At 48.2% G+C, this 21,873-nt stretch carries 21 protein-coding genes; 13 read left to right on the top strand and 8 right to left on the bottom strand.

Annotated features, from left to right (window positions below; translation table 11 throughout):
- The first annotated feature begins 140 nt into the window (after positions 1 to 140).
- From P1P89_05360 to P1P89_05350, 3 genes are all read left to right on the top strand, one after another.
- Positions 141 to 1,172 (top strand): nucleotidyltransferase domain-containing protein, encoded by a 1,032-nt coding sequence (locus P1P89_05360; protein ID MDF1590925.1) that lies wholly within the window; start codon positions 141 to 143, stop codon positions 1,170 to 1,172.
- A 118-nt stretch (positions 1,173 to 1,290) separates the two neighbouring features.
- On the top strand, positions 1,291 to 2,061 hold the full coding sequence (locus P1P89_05355) for an alpha/beta hydrolase (GenBank protein MDF1590924.1): 771 nt from the start codon (positions 1,291 to 1,293) through the stop codon (positions 2,059 to 2,061).
- 80 nt (positions 2,062 to 2,141) lie between these two features.
- A complete protein-coding gene (locus P1P89_05350) occupies positions 2,142 to 2,483 on the top strand; it encodes a cupin domain-containing protein (GenBank protein ID MDF1590923.1) in 342 nt (113 codons plus the stop codon).
- An 89-nt stretch (positions 2,484 to 2,572) separates the two neighbouring features.
- Here P1P89_05350 and P1P89_05345 read toward each other — a convergent pair whose 3' ends face one another.
- From P1P89_05345 to P1P89_05320, 6 genes are all read right to left on the bottom strand, one after another.
- Complete coding sequence (locus tag P1P89_05345) at positions 2,573 to 2,908, bottom strand: hypothetical protein (GenBank protein ID MDF1590922.1); 336 nt, start codon at positions 2,906 to 2,908, stop codon at positions 2,573 to 2,575.
- Positions 2,905 to 3,240 carry a hypothetical protein gene (locus P1P89_05340; protein ID MDF1590921.1) on the bottom strand — a complete coding sequence of 112 codons (336 nt, stop codon included), beginning with the start codon at positions 3,238 to 3,240 and terminating at the stop codon, positions 2,905 to 2,907. Before P1P89_05340 ends, P1P89_05345 begins: the two co-directional genes overlap by 4 nt.
- Before the next feature lie 7 nt (positions 3,241 to 3,247).
- Positions 3,248 to 4,066: an NAD(+) diphosphatase gene (nudC, locus tag P1P89_05335; protein MDF1590920.1), complete on the bottom strand. Its 819-nt coding sequence runs from the start codon at positions 4,064 to 4,066 to the stop codon at positions 3,248 to 3,250.
- A gap of 410 nt (positions 4,067 to 4,476) precedes the next feature.
- Entirely contained in the window at positions 4,477 to 6,216 is a 1,740-nt protein-coding gene (locus tag P1P89_05330; GenBank protein MDF1590919.1) for a DUF6178 family protein, read from the bottom strand.
- 102 nt (positions 6,217 to 6,318) lie between these two features.
- Positions 6,319 to 7,515, bottom strand: coding sequence for an AmpG family muropeptide MFS transporter (locus tag P1P89_05325; GenBank protein ID MDF1590918.1), 1,197 nt, complete (start codon positions 7,513 to 7,515; stop codon positions 6,319 to 6,321).
- 98 nt (positions 7,516 to 7,613) lie between these two features.
- Positions 7,614 to 8,264: an XTP/dITP diphosphatase gene (locus P1P89_05320; protein ID MDF1590917.1), complete on the bottom strand. Its 651-nt coding sequence runs from the start codon at positions 8,262 to 8,264 to the stop codon at positions 7,614 to 7,616.
- Between the two features lie 364 nt (positions 8,265 to 8,628).
- Between P1P89_05320 and P1P89_05315 the strand changes: the two genes are divergently transcribed.
- Positions 8,629 to 9,636, top strand: coding sequence for a potassium channel protein (locus P1P89_05315; protein ID MDF1590916.1), 1,008 nt, complete (start codon positions 8,629 to 8,631; stop codon positions 9,634 to 9,636).
- Between the two features lie 83 nt (positions 9,637 to 9,719).
- Here P1P89_05315 and P1P89_05310 read toward each other — a convergent pair whose 3' ends face one another.
- A complete protein-coding gene (locus P1P89_05310) occupies positions 9,720 to 10,931 on the bottom strand; it encodes a porin (GenBank protein MDF1590915.1) in 1,212 nt (403 codons plus the stop codon).
- A gap of 491 nt (positions 10,932 to 11,422) precedes the next feature.
- On the opposite strand from P1P89_05310, the gene recN reads away from it, so the two are divergent.
- From recN to P1P89_05265, 9 genes are all read left to right on the top strand, one after another.
- On the top strand, positions 11,423 to 13,123 hold the full coding sequence (gene recN / locus P1P89_05305; protein ID MDF1590914.1) for a DNA repair protein RecN: 1,701 nt from the start codon (positions 11,423 to 11,425) through the stop codon (positions 13,121 to 13,123).
- Between the two features lie 82 nt (positions 13,124 to 13,205).
- Complete coding sequence (locus P1P89_05300) at positions 13,206 to 13,451, top strand: zinc ribbon domain-containing protein (GenBank protein ID MDF1590913.1); 246 nt, start codon at positions 13,206 to 13,208, stop codon at positions 13,449 to 13,451.
- 163 nt (positions 13,452 to 13,614) lie between these two features.
- Positions 13,615 to 14,304 carry a transcriptional repressor gene (locus tag P1P89_05295; GenBank protein ID MDF1590912.1) on the top strand — a complete coding sequence of 230 codons (690 nt, stop codon included), beginning with the start codon at positions 13,615 to 13,617 and terminating at the stop codon, positions 14,302 to 14,304.
- A gap of 7 nt (positions 14,305 to 14,311) precedes the next feature.
- Complete coding sequence (locus P1P89_05290; GenBank protein ID MDF1590911.1) at positions 14,312 to 14,539, top strand: FeoA family protein; 228 nt, start codon at positions 14,312 to 14,314, stop codon at positions 14,537 to 14,539.
- Positions 14,540 to 14,546: 7 nt separating this feature from the next.
- Positions 14,547 to 16,727, top strand: coding sequence for a ferrous iron transport protein B (gene feoB, locus P1P89_05285; GenBank protein MDF1590910.1), 2,181 nt, complete (start codon positions 14,547 to 14,549; stop codon positions 16,725 to 16,727).
- A gap of 17 nt (positions 16,728 to 16,744) precedes the next feature.
- Entirely contained in the window at positions 16,745 to 17,680 is a 936-nt protein-coding gene (locus tag P1P89_05280) for a radical SAM protein (protein MDF1590909.1), read from the top strand.
- 49 nt (positions 17,681 to 17,729) lie between these two features.
- On the top strand, positions 17,730 to 18,203 hold the full coding sequence (locus P1P89_05275) for an SH3 domain-containing protein (GenBank protein ID MDF1590908.1): 474 nt from the start codon (positions 17,730 to 17,732) through the stop codon (positions 18,201 to 18,203).
- Positions 18,204 to 18,357: 154 nt separating this feature from the next.
- Entirely contained in the window at positions 18,358 to 19,353 is a 996-nt protein-coding gene (locus tag P1P89_05270) for an adenosine kinase (protein MDF1590907.1), read from the top strand.
- A 59-nt stretch (positions 19,354 to 19,412) separates the two neighbouring features.
- Positions 19,413 to 20,099 (top strand): tetratricopeptide repeat protein, encoded by a 687-nt coding sequence (locus tag P1P89_05265; protein MDF1590906.1) that lies wholly within the window; start codon positions 19,413 to 19,415, stop codon positions 20,097 to 20,099.
- Positions 20,100 to 20,490: 391 nt separating this feature from the next.
- Here P1P89_05265 and P1P89_05260 read toward each other — a convergent pair whose 3' ends face one another.
- Positions 20,491 to 21,873, bottom strand: a complete 1,383-nt coding sequence (locus tag P1P89_05260) for a sigma-54 dependent transcriptional regulator (protein MDF1590905.1) — start codon at positions 21,871 to 21,873, stop codon at positions 20,491 to 20,493.

Below are 21,873 nucleotides of genomic sequence, written 5' to 3'. Positions count from 1 at the left end.
CGCCTGTGTCGCGCCAAATGATTATTGGAGGTAACCCTCTACATATAGTGGGCGGTTGAGTTAACTGCATACCCAGTTAAATAAAATACCGAATGAGCATGTTGTCGGTTTTCCTTCAACAACCAACCATAAGCTTTTTGATGGAAAATATCATGTATTACAGTGAGATGAACGACAACCAACGACGCATTTTTATTGATACAATTCAGCTATACGATGCCTTTGGAGCCGCACTTAAAAAAGATCGATCTTACAAAGGCGGCATGCATTGGAAAAAGGCAAAAGACCGGGAATATCTCTTCAAATCGCATGATCGCTTTGGATATGGAAAAAGCTTGGGGCTACGTTCACCGGAAACGGAAAAAATCCTGGCTGATTTTCGGCTGGCCAAGCAGCAGGCCAAAAACCGTTTGTCTGCCTTGCAAGATCGTCTTAAGGAACAGGCTCGATTCTGTAAGGCGGCCATGATCCAAAGGGTCCCCAGGACTGTAGCCGGCATTTTAAGGGTGCTGGACCAGCACAATATCTTCGGTCGCAATGTAATCGTCGTCGGGACTAACGCAATGTATGCCTATGAAGCCGCAGCAGGTGTTTTCTTCGACAGTTCCATGATGTCGACCAAAGATATGGACATTTTATGGGATATACGGCGCAAACTTACGCTGGCAATGGATTCAGCCGGTAAACCAGACGGACTGCTCGATATCATTCGCAAAGCTGACAGGTCTTTTGAGGCTGTTCGTTCCGGAGGATTTCGGGCGGTGAACCGGGACGGATATATGGTCGATCTAATCAAGCCCATGCCGAAAAAAATCGTACAAAAAGAGCCCATGCGGTTCGGTGGCCCCGGCGACCTGGAAGCGGTTGAAATCCGGAATTTGCATTGGTTGATCTCTTCACCGAAATTTGCGCAAATTGTCATCGGGGATGACGGCATGCCCGCACCAATAATCGTTCCTGACCCTCGCGCCTTCGCGCTGCACAAATTCTGGTTAGGCAGCCAAGACGATCGTGAACCGATCAAGAAACAACGTGACCACGGACAAGCGATAGCCGTGGGGAGGCTGCTCGTAGAACATTTGCCGCAGTATCGGTTTGATGCTTCCGAACTACGTATGTTTCCGCTGGAAGTCGTCCAACAGGCAACCGAACTATTCGATTTAACAACCTGATTTTGTGCACTAATTACGATAAAAAGCTTTTTATTTTCTTTTAATCCGTTGTCAACCGGACTGGCGGAAGCGCAAAGCAACCCTTGATCAAACAATCTTTTCATGAGAATGGAAATTCATGATGAAAATGACCCATAGCTTTCTCAGGGTGGCGACTGCTCTGATTGCTTTCTTTATTGGCGGCTGTGTCGGAAACGGCCATAAGCCCCTTGAAACGCTTACCTATACCGCCGAGCCGGTCAGAAACAAGCACCTGATCATTTTTTTGCGGGGACTGGGAGGGACCTGGCGTTGTCTTTGGAAACCGCACAAATGCTTTGAAACGGAAGGATTTGTCGAAGCGGTTCAGAAAAGAAAGATCCCTTTTGATATGATCGCCCCCAACACCCATTTCGGATACTACAAAGATCGCACCTTGGAAAAACGGCTGACGGAAGATGTGATCCGGCCGGCCAAGGCAAACGGATATGAAAAAATCTGGCTGGCAGGTGTTTCCATGGGCGGATTGGGCGCTATTCTTTACCTCATAAAACATCCGGAAAATATCGACGGCGTCCTGCTGCTGGGACCCTATTTGGGAGACGCTTCCATTGCGGCTGAAATCTCAAAAGCCGGCGGCCTAAAGCCTTGGGACCCGGGGCCCTACGACGGCGAGACAGACTGGCAGCGACTGATCTGGGATTGGTTAAAACAGAATGGCGCAAATCCGGCCGGGCAAGCCCCGGTTTACCTTGGCATCGGCAATCACGACCGCTATTACGACGCCCAAAAACTGCTGGCCGAAAGCCTCCCCGAAGACAGGGTCATTATTATTGCCGGCGGACATCGACCCAGCACCTTTAAAAGGATATGGGATATTTTTCTGGACAAACACAGACTGTCCCCTTAAATATTGTATTCGCGTCCATCAAGGCTTGTACCCTTAATGAATGACGTGATCCATCACACTGACCGTAAGGAGTTTAACGCATGATCGTCCGAAATTTGAATGACAAGGAAGTCCTGGATACCACTTACCTCGCCCATGGCGGCGCCGTTGCCCAGATGTTTCTGGATGGGCGCACGTTAAAAGAAATCGGATTTTTAGCGATTGCCAATCTGGCCCCCGGAAAGGAAATTGAAGCCCATGTCGATCCCATGGAAGAAATCTACTTTGTCTTGAGCGGGACCGGAGAAATGCGGGTCGATGATGAGTCCCGGCAGGTCAAACCCGGTGACGCCACCTGGATTCCCACCGGCGCATCCCACAGCCTGCTGAACAACGGGGAAAAGGACCTTCTCATACTGGTGGTGGCTTCACCGGTGCGGTGAGCCCTGAGTATTGCATAAAATAGGATATATTCTTTCAAATCCCCCCGGCCCCCTTTTTCAAATGGGGAGACCTTTGAAATATGATCCATCTATGGGGCCAGCATCACCTGGTCGCCAAACCGCTCTGACAAAGCCTTTGCAAGGGTATCGACCGCTTCATGGTCTTCCAGTTCCATCTGCAGCTCACCCTGGTCCCCCACCGTCAGCCGTCCGTGCGCCTCCACAATCTCGGCGACTTCAGTGGGCTCCACCGTCCACCAGCCCCGGGTCCGCATCAACAGTTCTTTTCCTTTTAAGCGTCTTGGGGTTACCAGGTCGATGCGACGGAACCATGCTTCCCAGCCGATCTGTGCCGGCGCCCGCAACACCGGACTCACCGGATCGTGGTATATGCGGCAGCGCCCGAACAACCTTAACCGGATCATCGCGACACCTCGCGAAGCAGTTCACGCACATTCCTGTCATCAGGCAATAGATCCTGCGATATCGCCATTCCAGATGTCCTCATCGCTTGATGCAAACATCCTGTAAATATGTCCTTCATGGCGGTATCGGTCAGCCGTATTCCCTTGCCGGCCGCGCGAGCCACAGCTTTATCAAACAAATTCAGGGCGGTCTCCCGGACGGATCGCAGGCGTCCATCAAAGGGTGAAATCCGCACCTGATCCAGCAGGGTCTTTTGGATTTGTTCCATCCCGGTAAAAATCCTTCGCATTTGTTGAACCGCCGGGTCCCGGCCCCACTTGTCCTGTTCCATAAATTATTCACGCCTTATTGTTTTGAACAAACCAGTCGATCAGCTGCCGGGCAATGGTCGGTCTTCCGGGCACATCCGGCAGGGATGATGCTGCGAACCAGTTTGCATCAACTATTTCATGATTATCAATAACGATATCCCCGCCGGCATGTTCCGCGGTAAAGCCGATCATGAGCGAATTCGGGAAGGGCCAGGGTTGGCTGCCGAAATACCGTATATTTTTTACTTCCAATCTGACTTCTTCTCTGACTTCCCGCCGGACACACGCCTCCAGCGTTTCTCCGGGCTCAACAAAACCGGCCAGAACGCTGTATCGCCCTTGCGGGAAGCGCTGGGATCGGGCCAGCAGTATTTGACCATCCTTTATCACCGCGACGATAATCGCCGGAAAGACGCCCGGATACCTTACAAGATTGCAATCAAGACAGATTTTGGCATATTCGTCTTTTTTAAATTCCGTAGGGGCTCCGCATTGCCCGCAAAACCGATGGCGCTGCTCAAACTGAATCATCTGAAAAGAACGCCCCGCAAGTACAAACAACTCGTCTTTCAACAGACCAAACAATCGCCGCAGCCCTGTCAATTCCATACCGGGCGGCAATGTAAAATCATCCGACAACGCCACGGAAAAGCAAGGGCGCTCATCAAATGCGCCCACATAGCGCCGGGCCACAGATTTTGGATGTAAGGGTGCGATTTCTTCGATCCGCGGAATTTCAACTGCCCCCCCACCCTGTTTGACAAGCAGTTCATTGTCCCTAAAGGCGAAACAAAGCGCTTCTGTCGGTTCCATTGCATCGGCTGTTTTTATGGGGGTAACATTCACGACGCATCTTTCTTTGAACCAAACTGAGAATTCTCATTTTTATAAGGTTAATGAACTACCCCGTAGTAAGCTACTGGGTATCAAATGTCATGCCGGACTTGATAAGCCTGCCCCGTACTTGATACGGGGGCATCCAGTTTATGTTTCTGGATTCCGGCTTTCGAGACTGTGTCGCAATTATAAAATCCAGCGTTCCAAGAATTTTCGTCATTCCGGGCTTGACCCGGAATCCAGAATATTTTCGCGGGGATGTCCATCTGGATGCCGGACCAGGTCCGGCATGACGTGGAAAAAAAAGGATCCATTTTAACAATTACGACAAAGCCCCTTTCGCCGGAATGACGACTCGCGGCAAGCCGCGTGGAATTGGACCTAAAAGAGAATTAAATTAAGTTTTATAAAACCTTCTATTAAGGTGAAAGCAGAAACAGATGAATATATTTCGGATCTAAGTCCGCTTCTGAAACAGAGCCGTATTCGCTTTCAATTTCATTAAAAAGCTTTTCGAATGTGTCGCCGAGTCGAAATGCAATTTCATCGGTGCTGAACCCGGTTTCTTCCGCCAGCCAGTTTATAAAAAACGTTTTTACCGGCTGTTGTATTTTTCGGGGAGTATTCTCATCGATCCATAAGGCTTTAAAGAGGCTTTTGAATTCACCCCGTGTCAATGGCCGGAAATCTTTTGAAAGGCCCAGATAATCTCTGGCCCAGAGGGTCAATACAAGATTTTTATGGTTCAATGATGTGTTGGCGGAAACGGGTTTGATCGTTCGGGTCATCAGCGACAACAACTCGTCAAAAGCCACGATCGCATCCAGCGCCCTTTCGGTTTGAGCAATATCCTCGTTGGAACTGAATTCTCTGTAGAGCACACCTGTTTTGTAGTTATCGAAAAAAAGCGGCCGTTTGACCAAAAGCCCCCCTAAAACCCCCAGCCATGATTCACCCCAAAAACTCAAAGGCAGTCCCGCCTTTTTAAACCAGCTGTTTTTAAGCCATTTTTCTGCCCGCCATTTCAACTCCAGCGCCGAACCGTAGCCGACCCGAAATATCTCCAAAAGCGGAAACCTTGTCAGGTCGACGGCGGAAGATTGTTTTTGTTGTTCAGGAGGCAGCGTCTTTAAGTCATGCAGACGCCCCAGCCCGATGCTCAGATATCCGCAGGCTTTTTTGACTACATCTTTCAGCGATTCCCTGTCACGGATTTTTTCCTGATCCGCCGTCACAATCCGGTTACATAAAGCAACAAATTCCAACTGAATCTGCTGCAGCAGCTCAAAGCCTTCGATTACCTGAAGTGATGTTGAAAACAAACTTTCCTCTTTTATCATCCGTGAAGGATAGAGCGGTATCGGCAGATTATTTCGCTGTTCGGACTCACCGGCAATGACCTTGTCTTGCTGATTTTGCAAAACGCCGCGATCTAAGTATTGATAAACGCCCACGGCTTCATCAAAGGGTAAAAATCCTTTTTCCCCAAGGCGAACATTTCTCAAGCGATAAGCTTCCTCTTCTGCTTCAGCCGGAATAACGCAGCGGGCACTAAAGAGCATCTGTTGAAATTGAATATGATCAAACTCGGCCAGTCGCTCCAGCAATACCGGCAGAACATGGCCGCGCGGCTTTTCGTCCTGGTTTTGCGAATTTTCATCCACTTGATCGTCCATAATTCTCATATAATAGACATCGTCAAAGGTGAAAAATCCTTTGCCGAAATCCGATGGGTCCTGATCATGCTCCCGGACGATCACTTCGATATTTTTGAACAGATAGTATTCAAACAGTTCGGGTTTATCCTTTAAAAGCCATTCCACCAGGCGGCCGGGATTGGCCTGCAGCAGCAGCCCGAACCATTTGGTCAGAGCAGAAATATCCATGCCATCCCGCTGCCAGGATTCCAAATCAATGATATATTCCCACTGCGCCGGAGAGGCCATCGAAAAGAGCGCCAGTGAATCTTCCGGACCGATATCATGGATCAAAAAATAAAAGTCTTCTTCCGGAAAAGATTGAACCAGTTCAGCCGGCCGGGGGTGATCCAGAATATAGTCCCGGATCTTCTCGGGCGGAAGGGAAAGAAGTTTTTCCCTTTCTTTAAGATAGTTTTCCTCGGAAACAATGACGGATTTATTTTGAATATCTTCATTCATCGTAAAATTCCCATTTGCGGTCATTTTAACCCAAGTTGTTCCAGCCATTTCCAGGAGTATTCCGCCGGCACTTACTTCTATTACCTCATCTTAACATATGCTTTAATTCTGCAATCTGGCAGTCGGCTTCCATGGAGCAACCTTCAGAAGCAACAGCATTCCCGGAATCGCGATTAAGGTGCAAATGACAAAAAAGATTTCCCATCCCAAAAACTTGGCAATTAACCCTGTCGGCGCCGACGCCATTACCCGCGGAATCCCCATCAGGCTGCTTAACAGGGCGTATTGAGTAGCAGTAAATTTTTTATTGGTGATACTGGCCATATAGGCGGCATAAGCGGCGGTCCCCATGCCGCTGCTAAGATTCTCAAAACCGATTACCGCAGACAAAGCCGGTATGCTGTGCCCCATTCGGGCCAGAAAGACGAAGCCGGCTGTGGATAGCGCCTGTAGAAGACCAAAAACCCAAAGGCTTCGTTTGATGCCAAGGCGCAGCATGATGATCCCACCGACCAGGGCGCCAAGGAGTGTCGCCCAGAAACCGAACAGTTTAACAACAGCGCCGATTTCAGTCTTTGAAAAACCGATATCCAGATAAAAAGGGGTCGTCATGGCGCTGGCCATGGTATCACCGATTTTGTAGCAAAGTATGAACGCCAGAATCCATAACGCTTCCGGTCGGTTGAAATATTCGATCAGGGGGGCCAGCACCGCTTCCCGCATGCTTTTGGGAGGGTCTGAAAAAACGACCGGTTCCGGCGCCAAAAGGGTGGTCGCCACACCCGGCAGCAAGCAGGCGGCCAGAATAACATACACCAGAGAAAACGGCAAAAAATCCGCCATAATCAGCCCGCCGCCGGAGGCCAGCAGCATCCCGACGCGATACCCGTTGATATAGAGAGAAGACCCCAGTCCGAGCTCGGCATCGGAAAGGTCCTCGCGACGGTAAGCATCGACGATAATGTCCTGGGTCGCACTAAAAAAAGTGACCAGAAAGGCAACCGAGGCCAACAGCCACGGACTGTTTTTGGGGTCGGTGGTCCCTAAAGCAGCGATGGAAAAAATCAGCGCGATTTGGACAATCAACAGCCAGCCCCTGCGCCGCCCCAAGAAAGGTAATGTGAACCGATCCAATACCGGCGCCCAAATAAATTTAAGGGTATAGGGGAGCCCCACCAACGCCATCATGCCGATAACGGCCAGGTCCACCCCCTCTTCTTTCATCCATGCCTGTAAGACTGTGATGGTCAAGAGAAGCGGCAGCCCGCAGGCGAACCCCATCACTAGAGCCACCAGCATACGCCGGCTGAAAATCAAAGTGAAAAGAGAATCCTGATTGCGTGTCTGCCCGCTATTTTTGATGGGGATGCGCCTCTCCGTAAAGGGTAAAGCCGTTGTTAATCGCCCTTACAATTGCCGGGTTCCGGCAACGGCATGTGCTGCCTGATCCAAATCAGCGCCTTTTCAAATTCGGCACATAAATCTCTTAATGCCTTACCCCTATGACTGACGCTGTTTTTTTCTTCTGCGGTCATTTCAGCAAAGGTTTTTCCGGCCGGCGGATAAAAAAATACCGGGTCATAACCGAACCCGCCCGAGCCGGACGTTGTCTGGGCAATAAGACCCTCGCACTTTCCTTCATATGTCAGCGCGGAGCCGGAAGGAACGGCAATGGATACGACGCATTCAAAAACAGCGCTGCGGTTGGCCTGGCCTTCCATTTCTTCGAGCAGCTTTAGACACCGCTGTCGATCGGTGGCATCTTCACCAGCATATCGGGCCGAATAGACGCCGGGTCTTCCGTCCAAAACCTCTACCACAAGACCTGAATCATCTGCCAATGCCGGCAACCCCAGAATTCTTGCGATTGAACTTGCCTTTTGGTATGCATTTTCTTCAAAAGTTGTCCCATTTTCTGCTATCTCCGGAACAGGGCCAAAATCATCAAGCGTTTTGATATTAACAGGAAAATCGTTTAGCAGCTCCTGTATTTCGACTTTTTTCCCTTTGTTTCGAGAAGCAATGACGATCGTCAGTATCGGCCGCATCAGGCAATTTTCTCTGTTTTCAGGATAAATCCACTTGTAATAAAGCTTTCCAACTTTCTAACCTCCCGGCTTCCCAGCCTCCCAGCTTTATAGCCTATTTGCACTTCACTTGAACCCCGGACCCCTTGAACCCTTGAATCCTGGATCACCAACTCTTTTGGAGGTGATCCAAATTTATAAAGCATGCTCGTTCCTTTGTAAAGATTTTTCACCGGCCGGCCTTGCCTAAAAAGTTGATAGAACCTTTATCGGTTACGGGATTGTTTGCAGAAAAACCTTTACACTAAAACGCATACTGGTGTATGAGTCTATCACAGTCACTATAGTGGTTTCCATATCTTAACCGACCTTTTCATACTAAACGATGCATATTAAGAAACGTCTCCTTTTTGCGCTGCTGGCCGTTTTTTTCGTGGTTCTGGCGGGAAGTCTCGGCTACTTTATCCTCCTTGGCGGCAAACCCAGGTTTATGGACTGTATCTATATGACGGTAATTTCTTTGACGACGGTCGGATATGGAGAAATTCTTGAAATCAGAGGAAATATCCCCGTTGAAATATTTACCATGATCCTTATCACCTTCGGAATGGGGATTATTCTTTATGGAATAAGCTCGTTAACAGCCATGATCATTGAAGGAGAGCTATCAGGGGTCTTGAGGAAAAACAAAATGGAAAAACAGATCGCAAAACTCAGTAACCATTATGTTGTCTGCGGCGGTGGCGAGACCGGTCGCCATGTTGTGACGGAGCTGCTGAAAAATAGAGAACAGGTTGTCCTCATCGAACAAAGTGAAGAAAATATTGAACGCTGTAAAAGCATCGGAGATTTACTCTATATCAAAGGGGATGCCACCGATGACCAGAATCTGTTGACAGCCGGCATCGAAAAGGCCTCCGGAATTGTGATTACGCTTCCCTCTGATAAAGACAGCCTTTATGTCACCATGACCGCCAGAATGCTGAATAAGCAGGCACGCATCATCAGCCGGATGATCGATCCCAGTTTAGAGCCCAAGCTCAGAAAAGCAGGCGCAAACCAGGTGGTTTCACCCAACTACATCGGCGGTCTGCGCATGGCTTCTGAAATGCTTCGCCCTACCGTTGTCAGCTTTCTTGACAGCATGCTGCGAAGCAGCCAGGGCAACCTACGGATACACCAGATTACCGTTACTGAAAACTCCACCGTAGAAGGCAAAAAACTGAGCACTTGCGCCTTGAATGATAAATACAATCTCCTTGTCCTGGGCGCCAGACAAGACATGGGTGAAATAGAATTTAATCCTTCCCCCGAACAGCAGCTTGAAAAGGGGATGACGCTCATCGTCATGGGCGACGTCGACGATATTGCCAGAGCCAGAAAAATCTTCTAAGTGCACGTCCACATCGCAACGATCCGCAATCATCCCCGTTCCGTTGTCATGTTAAAGCACCATTGCTTCAGACCGCTATCTTGCTAGAATTTGATTCTCCCGCCCCCCAGAACAACATTGATATCTTCAAAGTCATTACCTGTCCGGTCGAGACTGGCGTGGCGGTAACCCATATACAGCTCCGTGCGCCAATCCGTCAGGTTCTGCACAAACTGAAACCCGATGGCGTCAGCCTCATCGTCATTCCTGTCCACGTCGTTGTAACGGCCATAATCCACCGAAAGCGCCGTGGGACCGATATCAAAATACTTCCGGACAAACCCTATTTTTGCGTAGTAAAAGGTCGCGTCATCCTGACCGGATGCCCGCATGTATTGATTGCCGGCGGCAAAGGTGGCATTAAAGCCACCGTCCAGCAGAATGGAGACGGATCCATCCAACTGATTGTCCAACGATGTATTGCCCGGATTGGCATAGGCAGCCGCGCCGGCAAGTTTAAATCCCGAAAATTTCCGGTTATACCAGAGGGCAATATCCTCGGCATTATTTTCAATAGCCGATCCCGACAAGACAAAGCCGAAAAATTCGGGGGTGTCATAGCGCAGGCGGTCCCTACGGCTGAGTCCGTCCATGTTATTGAAAACATCTCCGATGTCCGTGTCTGACAGGCTGTTGGCGGTCTTATCAAAGAATAATATGCCGCCCCCCACGGTACTGATATCAGAATAGCCTACAAGGGCTGTTCCAGACAGATCCACTTCAGAGGTTTCATTGGAGGCAGTGTTCCCTTGGCCGATTGACAGTTTGCCGAAGCGCTTTGATTCTATAAATAAATCGAGGTGCCGCTGGGTAAAATTATCGGGACCGGTCGAATTGCTTGTCTGGCTGACCGAAGCCGAAGAGTTCGATTCGTACTGGACCTCGAAGCGCGCGCCGACTTCCAGATCGCCGCCGGTTCGGGTTTTGGCATTTATACCCAGCCGGGTGGAGGATGTATCGTTGTCCACATGGTAAAAATCGCTGTCATTGCCGTCGTCCGCATACATGACACCCCGGTTTACCTGGCCGTATAACTGCACCTCCACCTTGTCGCTGCCGGGTTTTACAATGTTTTGCAGGGACGGAAGTTTTTCAGCGGTTGCCGTTGAAGGCTGCCCCGCCTTGGAAAGGGCCTGGAGCTGTTTTTTCATGTCTTCAATCGCCTTGGCCTGGGCATCCAGCTGGGATTGCTGCTGCTCGATCAGACGCTGCATCTTTTCAAAGGGTCCGGGCATCGACCGGTTGGGCCTGCACACGGCTGCTCCAGGTCGATACCAACAGAAAAATGATAGCCACTATACAAATATAATATCCTGAATAATTTCGCTTCATAATCCCTCCTGAAAGTTTGGGTTCACCTTTGATTTCTTTTGACATTAATGGGGTCGCAACAATTTGGAAGCACACCGGATGCAATTGACGCTTTTCTGGTTGAACAACGGACATCTAAATATTAATGCATTTTTTTGCAAAATAAAGATTAGAGCCAAAAAAATGTCGGCTTAACCAAATCATCGAACGCTTTGCCCTGGATTAAGGATGCCTTTTTTGATTTAAATAACCGAAATTTTATAGCGACTTTCAACCCATGCCGAGGACTCACAAGTACCTTTACAAACATGAATGCTTATGCAATATTAATTTTTATCCGGGTGCCCTTTTCAGAAAGGAACTCATCAGGATTTTGTTCATGGAGGGTCCCCCCTGTCTAATTCGGAACAGATTAATTTAAGTAACATTTTTTTATATGCTTCAAGAACTCAGCATACGCAACTTTGCCATCATTGACGATCTGCACATCCATTTTTCAGATGGCCTGACCGTACTGAGCGGCGAAACCGGGGCCGGAAAATCAGTAATCATCAATGCCGTCAATTTGTTGCTGGGAACCAGAGCTTCCGCCGGCCTGATTCGATCCGGGTCTGAAACCGCCGAGCTTGAAGCTTTATTTGTTTTCTCTCCCGACAGTCAAATGAATGCCATTCTATCCGAGCATGGTTACGATACCGCCGACAGCCTGCTGGTCCGGCGAATTATTTCCCGTAATGAGCGTCACCGCATCTATATCAATGACCGTCTGGCCACTATCCAGCTGCTCAACACGCTAACCGAAAATCTTGCCAGTATCTCCGGCCAGCATGCCCATCAAGGGCTTTTAAAAGAAGACCAGCAGCTGTTGATCCTTGACCGGTTCGGCGGCCTTCTCCCACTGCGGGCTGAGGTTTATGCCTGCTATCAGGAGATCCTGCCGGCCATTGCAAAACTGAACAAACTGAATCTGAAAAAAAATCGTCAGGATGAACATATTGAACTGTTGAAATTTCAAAAAAAAGAGATCAGCGATGCCGCTGTTGTTCCGGATGAAGACAAGTCTCTTGAACAGGAAAAAATTCGCCTTAAAAACAGCGAAACGCTCTACCAGGTTGTTTTTGACGGCATCGAGGCGCTATACAGCGGCCAGGGCGCCGTGATCGAACATCTTGCGGCCGTGAAAAAACAGCTGGATAAAGCCGGCCAGCTCGACCCGGAGCTGCTGCCGGCTGCAAAGGGAATGAATGACGTTTCCTTCCAGATAGAAGACCTTGTGGAAAACCTTCGCGGCTATCTGAAAACCATATACTTTGATGAAAACCGACTCGAAGAAGTCGAATCCCGCCTGGACAAACTCCAAAAACTAAAACGAAAATATGGAGGGACCCTCGAAAGCGTAATTTCTCATCTTGAAAATATTCATTATGAGTTGTCCGAAATAGAAAATCTATCGAAAAAAATTAAAACAACAAAAGCGGACATCGGCCGCTTGCACGAAAAACTGGCCGGGCTGTCCCGTCAACTTTCTCAAAAAAGAGGGGGGGCCTCTCTAAAATTAGCTAAAATGGTGGAAAAGGAACTTGGCTTTCTAAAAATGGGTCACACCCGGTTTGAGGTGTCTTTTCGAAAAACAGCAAAAGATGCCCATACGGATCCGAACCTCACCCTAGCGGACGCTGTTATGGGCGAAACCGGTATCGACCGGATTACCCTGATGATTGCCCCCAATGTGGGCGAGGAACTCAAACCCCTTGCCAATATTGCTTCCGGGGGTGAACTGTCCAGGGTGGTGCTGGCCCTTAAAGCCATTCTGGCGGGAACGGATTCGGTCGAAACGATCATCTTCGACGAGGTTGATGCCGGCATCGGCGGCGGCGTGGCGGAGGTTGTCGGAAAAAAACTGGCGGACCTGGCCCGTTTTCACCAGGTCGTCTGCATCACCCACTTGCCCCAGATCGCTAAATTCGGAAAGCATCATTTCAGGATATCAAAGCAGGTTTCCGGCGGTAGAACCGTGACAATGATCCAGCCCCTTGACAAAAATGACCGCATCAAAGAAATTGCCCGGATGCTGGGTGGTGCAACGATCACAAAAACCGCGCTTGAACATGCCAGCGAAATGCTGCAAGACCGATAAAGAACCGTTCCCCTTGACAAACAAAGTTAAAACATCATAAAGATATTGTGTTTTTAATCAATTCAAGTCACTGGAGAAAGTAATGCCGATATATGAATTTAAATGTTTAAAATGCAACGATATTTTTGAATTGCTGCTGATAAAAAAAAGTCGATCGCTTAAACTTCAGTGCCCCAAATGCGACTCCGATAACCTTGAGCGGGTTCTTAGCACAACCGGTTACACCATCGGCAGTGGTTCCGGGCAGCGTTCAGGCGCGACTTCCCAGGCCAGAACCTGCCCCGGCGGCTCCTGCACAACCTATGATATCCCTGGACCAGGCAAGTAGTAACATACCGCTTTAATTCCCAGGCCACCAATGACCGACCCCGTTTCTTTTTTTATACCCCCGGAAACAAATCATAGTCCTTGAAAACGATGAATTTTCAATATATTGACATTATCGGGCTTGAGCACTATGTTCAAAAAAATATTACCAACAGGGATTACTGATGAAATACATCCACCGCCAGGAACATGAACAGTTCAAAAAGCTTTTTACCCATGAACATACGGATAACATTGAAGATAGATTCAAAGTCCTTGAGGCCTTCCTTCAAACCGAACAGCATGTGACCAGCACTGAACTCGTTCAAATCCTGAATGATAGAGGCCACCCGTTGGAACCGGGGCTTGTACGCGAAACCCTCAAACTGATGTGCCGTTATGGATTTGCCCAGAAAAACCGATTTCGCAACGGGGAAGTGCGCTATGAGCATCGGCATCTCGGCCAGCACCATGATCATATGGTCTGCACCAAATGTCGGGGTATCTTCGAATTTAAAAATGAACAACTGGAGGATCTGCAGGTAAAAATTGCCGCAACGTATGGCTTTCATATGCTGCAGCATAAAATGGAAATATACGGAATTTGTGCCGCGTGTCTGAAAGAACGTGTTCGGGTATTGCCCCTTGACACAGCCAAACAGGGAGAAAAGCTGATCATAAAAGACATTTTGGGTGGAGCCGGCGTCCGCATGCGATTGTTGACCATGGGGCTGCGCCAGGGCGATCAAATAGACATCGTTACCAACATCAGCAAGGGTCAGCTTGTGGTTGCAGTTGAGGGTAAACGCTTTGTTCTCGGGCGCGGGCTGTCACAGAAGATACTGGTTCAACCGGCCGAAAAGAACATCGGATAGAGGGGCTATGCAACTGAGTGAATTGAAAGAGGGTCAGACCGGAAAGGTCCTGCACGTCGGCGGCATCAGCGCATTGCGCCGCCGAATTCTTGAAATGGGAATTACCAAAGGAGCCGAGCTGTATATTGAAAAATACGCTCCCTTGAAAGACCCGGTGGAATTGATCGTAAAAGGCTATCATGTTTCCCTGCGGGTCGAAGAAGCGGCCCAGATAACGGTCGAGCAGGTAAAATAGGAATGTTATGACGCAGATAGGACCCATCACCATCGCCCTTGCCGGCAATCCCAATTCAGGAAAGACCACCATCTTTAATGATATCACCGGAACCCGGCAGAAAGTGGGTAACTGGCCGGGAGTCACTGTGGCCAAAAAAGAGGGAAATGTTCACAAGTTCGGCCATGATCTCAAAATCGTTGATCTTCCCGGCACCTACAGCCTGACCCCTTTTTCCATCGAAGAAATTATTGCCCGTAATTATATCCTGGATGACCGTCCCGATGTGGTCATCGATATTATTGATTCTTCCAACCTGGAACGCAGTCTTTATCTGGCAACCCAGTTAAGAGAGCTGGACTGTAATGTGCTGTTCGCCCTGAACATGGAAGATGTCGCCCTGGCGCGCGGCATAAAAATTGATGCCCCAAAGATGATGGAACTTTTAGATGTTCCGGTTGTTTTTACGGTGGGAAACAAAAATGAAGGCATTGATGCCCTTTTGAAAAAAGCGATTGAACTGGCGGCGTCCGACCGGGAAAAACCCAAACGACGCCGGGTTAAATACAGCAAAGATATCGAAGGGGCCATCGCAAAGCTGCAATCCATCCTTCAGGACAAAATACCCGAATCATTTCCATACAATACCCGCTGGACCGCAGTTAAGCTTCTGGAAGACGACAAAATAATTAAAGACCGCATTTGTCAAAAAGTACCGGATCATTGTCAAACGCTTCTTGCTGAGACGCAGCTGCTGCGAAAGAACTTATCGAACCTGTATGACGATGATCCGGAAATCATCATGACCGGGGAACGCTACGGTTTTATCTCCGGCATCATAAAAGAAGTTCTTACAACTTCGGCCAAACAACGAATCGATCTATCAAGAAACATCGACTTGGTTTTAACAAACCGATTCCTCGGATTTCCGATATTTATTTTCTTCATCTGGGCCATGTTTCAGTTGACGTTTTCACTGGGCGCTTATCCCATGGATTGGATCGACAGCGGCGTCAATTGGACAGGCGCTTTTATCGCAACGCTTTTGCCGGACAGTCTGTTTAAGGATTTAATTGTTAACGGAATCATTGCCGGTGTCGGCAGTGTCATTATTTTCCTGCCCAATATCCTGATCCTTTTTTTCTGTATCGCCATTTTTGAAGACACCGGCTACATGGCCAGAGCCGCTTTTTTAATGGACAAAATCATGCACTTGATTGGGCTTCACGGTAAATCCTTTATTCCCATGCTCATGGGGTTCGGCTGTAATGTGCCGGCAATCATGGCCACCCGCACCCTTGAAAGTGAAAAAGACCGTGTATTGACGATTCTCATTACACCTTTTATGTCCTGCTCCGCCAAACTGCCGGTGTACATCATTCTTGCCGGCGCTTTTTTTGCCGGCAAGGCCGGCACCGTCATTTTTTCAATCTACCTTATCGGAATTTTGCTCTCTATCATTACCGGCCGCCTTTTTCGCTCAACGATCCTGAAAGGAGCCGACGCCCCTTTTGTGATGGAACTTCCGCCATACCGGGCGCCCATGTTGAAAAGCCTGATTATTCATATGTGGGACCGCAGCAAGATGTTTCTCAAAAGAATGACCGGTGTCATTTTGATCGGCTCCATTGTTGTCTGGACCCTTTCAGCCTTCCCCCGCAACTTAACCTATTCACGCGACTATACGGCTGAAATCCAATCCCTTAAAACATCTTACAGCAGCCGGATAAATACCGCCACTGACAGCGAAAAAAAACAACTTCTGCTGGAACGTGATGCCGCCCTGTCCATACTTTTAAAGGCCAGCAAGGCCGAACAGGCCGAAAGATCCTACATGGGCCGGATCGGAAAGGTTGTCGCACCTGTTTTTGCCCCTTTAGGAATCGACTGGCGCGGGAGCGTGGCACTCCTAACCGGTTTTTTTGCCAAAGAAATTGTTGTCAGCACCCTGGGTATTCTTTACGTTGCCGGCGAAGAACCCGAAGCGCTTCAGAACGCGCTATTATCCTCAGGAATGACGCCGCTGGGCGCTTTTGCAATGATGGCCTTTGTGCTATTATATGTCCCTTGCCTGGCCACTGTCGCAGCAATCAGGAGGGAAACCGGATCCGCCAAGTGGACCATTGTCAGTATTGTATACAGCACCCTGGCAGCCTGGGTGCTGGCGTTTATCGTTTACCAGGGCGGCAGATTAATTGGTTTAAGCTAACATCACATTTGAATACTATGTCCCCTGTTGAACCCACCTATATTGACACTTTTAAAAAGGGGCTTTTGCGGGAAAAAATAGAGACCGCCTGCCGCATCCTGGACAGCTGCCGGCTTTGCCCCAGGGCATGTGGGGTTGATCGAAATTCGGAAAGGACCGGTATTTGTAAAACAGGCAAAGATGCGGTTGTTTCCAGTTATAATGCGCATTTTGGTGAAGAGGCACCGCTGGTGGGGAAAAGAGGTTCCGGGACCATTTTCTTTACCCATTGCAATTTATTGTGCAATTTTTGTCAAAATTACAGCATCAGCCATGAAGGAGACGGTCAGCCGGTTTCAAGTGGGCAGCTGGCTGCAATAATGCTGCAACTGCAAAAAAGGGGCTGCCACAATATCAATTTTGTCACACCGTCTCATGTGGTTCCCCAGATCCTTTCCGCCATTGAAATTGCCATTAAAGACGGTTTGTCGATTCCGCTTGTCTATAATTCCAGCGGATACGATCAAGTGGACACCTTAAGGCTGCTTGATGGCGTTTTTGATATATACATGCCGGATTTTAAATTCTGGGACACGGCCGTTGCCGAAATGACCTGTAACGCCGCAGATTATCCGGCCGTCGCCCGGCAGGCCCTGCTGGAAATGCATCGTCAGTGCGGTGACCTGGCCTTGGATGAGACCGGCATCGCCCGACGCGGCCTTTTGATACGACATCTGGTGCTGCCCCAGGATATGGCCGGAACCCGGGAAATCATGCGGTTCATTGCTCGTAAAATCTCCCGGAACAGCTATGTCAACATCATGTCGCAATACCGTCCCTGCGGGCGGGCGGGAGAAATCAAAGCGCTGGTCGCTTCTTTATCTCAACATGAATTTAGACAGGCGCTCCAGTCTGCCCGGGATGAAGGTATTAATCGGCTGGATAAACCCCGGCGGGTGTTTATGATAGGGTAGCCCCAACCGGACCCAATTTTTGGGTTCAAACATAAGTGAGCATTTTGTCATGGTTCTTAAAAAACAATATCGGCGTTGTTCAATCGTTAAAAATCATATCGGATTTCTCATCGGACTGACCGTGTTTTTTTCAGCAGTTTCTGTTGTTTCAGCCGAACGGCTGACCGTCTCAGCACCTTTAGCCAACATCCGGTCCGGCCCTGGAACTACCGCCGACATTCTTTGGCAAGTTGAAAAATTTCACCCGATACAGATTTTAAAAACATCCGGCAACTGGTACTATTTCCGAGACTTTGAAGGTGACGAAGGCTGGATCCATTCGTCTCTGGTTCAGAAAATTCCTTCCCTGATTACCATCCAGGATGAGTGCAATATCCGATCCGGTCCGGGGACCTCTTTTCCCGTTCTATTTACGGTTGGAAAAGGCATTCCCTTCAAGGTGCTGGAACGGAAAGGAAACTGGTTCCATGTTCAACACGCCGACGGAGATAAAGGCTGGATTCATCAATCTTTGATATGGTAAAGGGTCCTGAATAATATTTTGAACATTGTTCAGCCCCCTTGTTATAGCGGTTGTCAAAAATACATTCCGATTCAGCCGCCGGATGGCGTAGCAGATATATGGAGATCCATCAACTGGAACATATTTGTGACAACAACTCCAATGGACGTTTCATATGCCAGGAATGGGAATAATAGATCCAAAAAAAAAGTTGATCGTCAGCATCGGTTCAGCTCTCGTGGATATCCTTATTCGCGAAGATGATAAATTCCTTGGGCAAACATGCGTCCCCAAGGGGGGCATGACACTGGTGGACCATGTATATATCCAGCAGACCCTTTTGCTGGCAAAGGATACACCGCATATTGTTCCGGGCGGTTCGGCCTGCAACACTGCAATCGGGATTGCCCGGCTGGGGGGAAATGCCCGCTTCATCGGCAAATTAGGAGAAGACGACTTGGGGAGGCTTTTTAGCGACGGGCTCCAAAAAAATCATGTGGAATCGATTCTTTTTAGATCTCACCTCCCGACCGGCAGGGTTCTTTCGGTCATCACACCGGATGCCCAGCGTTCCATGTTGACTTTCCTTGGCGCATCTGCTGAAACACTGCCGGAGGAACTCAGCGACGCTTCCCTGGCGGGTGCGGCCGTTGTTCATATTGAGGGGTATCTTCTCTTTAATCGAAACCTGATATTGGCAGCACTAAAAGCCGCTAAAAATGCCGGTGCTGTGATTTCACTTGACCTTGCCAGTTTTACGGTTGTCAGAGAAACGAAAAAGTTTCTAAACGAAATTGTACCGGAGTATATCGACATCCTGATTGCAAACGAAGATGAATCGTTAGCCTTTACGGGTATAGACGACGAACGCAAAGCCCTTAAAAAACTGGCTGAAAACGTAACCATTGCCGTTCTTAAAGTAGGAAAGCGGGGAAGCTTTGTTTTTCACGACAATCAAACAATTTCCATCGCCCCCATTGGCGCCGGAAAAGCAGTTGACACCACCGGCGCCGGGGATCTATGGGCTTCCGGTTTCCTGTTTGGACTGGTCCACAATCTTCCCCTTGAAAAATGCGGCGTCCTGGGTTCCGTCTGCGGTAGTGAAGTATGCCAGGTGGTGGGGGCGGCAATCCCCGATAAGGGCTGGCACAGGATAAAAAAATACTTATGAAAAACCCCCTACGAACGATAATAACTCTTAAACAACAATAGACGAGGTGGAGGATAAATATGGCAGCTAAAAAGGTAACCCGCAAGCAACTTCTTAAAGAGCCTGATGAGTTCATAACTTTCTCTGCCCGGCTTTTTCAGTTTGCGCTCAAATATAAAACGCGGCTTTTAGCGGGTGTTGGATTGGTTTGTGCGGTATTGATACTCCTTTCCGGGCTTGTATATTTTTCAAAAAAGTCGGAAGAAAAGGCCTTTTCATTGATGCAGCAGGGATTAGCAAAATATAAAACACTTTCGCAAACGATTGGGACGGCAAAAGCCTACCAGGAAGTAAATGCGGATTTTGAATTCATTTTAAAAAAATATTCAAGTAAAGAGGGGGGGAAACTGGCCCGGGTATCCTATGCCGACATCTGCTACAAGGCCGGTGAATATGACAAGGCCATTTCTTTATACCGCGAATCTCTTGAGACTCTCGGCGATCATCAGCCTGTGAAATATCTTGTCTTGAGCGGGCTTGGCTATTCCTATGCCGCCAAGCAGGCGTATCAGGAAGCGGCAACATATTTTCAAAAGATATCTTCAGGGCCGGAATCCATCATGAAAGACGAATCCCTTTTTAATCTGGGGCGCATTTATCATATCCTCGGAAATCCTGAAAAAAGCAAAGCGTCCTATGAGAAGATTGTTTCCGATCATCCGGATTCAATCTACATGGAACTTGCCAAGGACAAACTGGCTGGATAAATACAAAGCTTTTTTTTCAGAATCAAGAGCGAGTCTGTTTTTATATTTAAAGTACCAGACAAAAAAATGGCGAGTCAGGAACATCCTGACTCGCCATAAAAAGGAGGAAAACAGAATTAAGGTTTAGGTTTGATTCTATATCACTGCAAAATACTTGCCAATTCCGCCTTTAAATTATATTTTTTAAAAATTAATATTATTTCATTAATTATCAGCATGTTATAAATTTGATTGGTATAGTTTTATTACATGACGACTTTTGCTGTAAACTTAAAACCCGTTATTCTGTTTCCATTTGGAAACAAGCCGGTTTCCAAATGGAAATTGCCATAGCTTACATCTATAAAAACAATTTCAATTTAATCAGTACCCGGTTCCCAAAAAATAGATTTTATTTGTTATCTCTAATAGGGATTCCGTATTTTTTAATTTTTTTGTTAAATCCGCTTCGTCCAATTCCCAGCAGTTCGGCAGCATCTGTCTGCACATGATTTGTCAACAACAATGCCCTTTCTAACATTTTCTTTTCTATAGCTGAGACGGTATCATACAGCTTTGCATTAGCCGGTATCCACTCGAGTGACTGCGCATTATCGAGATTCTCCTTAAAATCTTTAGGCAAATCCGACACTTCAATATGATCGCCTGAGCAGAGAATGATACCCCTTTCAATGACATTCTCAAGTTCACGTATATTTCCCGGCCAGCCGTATTCATAGAAAAGACGCTCGGCTTCTTTCTCGACCCCCTTGACCGGGACATCCGGTTTGAGTTCTTGGGAATATTTTTGAATAAAGTGATTAATTAAAAGGCGGATATCTTCGGGACGTTCCCGCAATGGCGGCAATACGATGTGAACCACATTAAGGCGAAAATAAAGGTCTTCACGGAAATGTCCTTTTATAACCTCCTGTCTCAATTTTTTATTGGTGGCCGCAATAATTCGAATGTCAACGGATATCGGCTTAACCCCGCCGACCCTTTCAAACACCTTTTCCTGCAAAACCCGCAGCAACTTAACCTGCAAAACAGGGGATAGTTCGCCGATTTCATCCAGAAACAGGGTGCCGCCGTCCGCCAACTCAAAACGACCTTTCTTGGTCGCCACCGCACCGGTAAATGCGCCCCTTTCATGGCCGAATAATTCACTCTCCAAAAGGGTTTCGGCCAGGGCGCTGCAACTGACCGCCACGAAAGGCTTCTCTCTTCTGGGGCTGTTGAAATGAATCGATTTCGCCACCAGTTCTTTGCCGGTGCCGCTTTCCCCTTCGATCATCACCGTTGCACTGGTGGGTGCGACTTTCCGGATCATTTCAAATATCTCTGACATCGGTTTGCTTTTTCCGATAATGTTCCCGAAACTGTAGCGGGTTTCGACTGCGCTCCGAAGATGCCGGTTCTCTTTGACCACCCTGAACATGGCGTTGGCCTTGTTCACATATAGAATCAGCTGCTCGTTGTCGAAAGGCTTCAGCAGGTAGCTGTAAGCGCCTTTTTGCATTGCCTCGACCGCCTTTTCAATGGTTCCATGCGCGGTCATCATGATAACCGGAAGTTCAGGGTCCCTTGCCTTAATGCGCTCAAGCAGTTCAATACCATCCATGCCGGGCATTTTCATATCGGTAAGGACCAGATCCACATCGGAATCTTCCAAAACTGCCAACGCTTCCGGTCCGCCATAGGCCATTAAGGTTTCAAATCCTGCGTCCTCCAATACAGCGCTTAAAACAGGAGGATAATTTTTTTCATCATCAACGATCAATATTGTTTCCAT

Source organism: Desulfobacterales bacterium, from assembly GCA_029211065.1.
GTDB lineage: Bacteria > Desulfobacterota > Desulfobacteria > Desulfobacterales > JARGFK01 > JARGFK01.
This window is presented reverse-complemented; position numbering and strand designations above follow the sequence as displayed.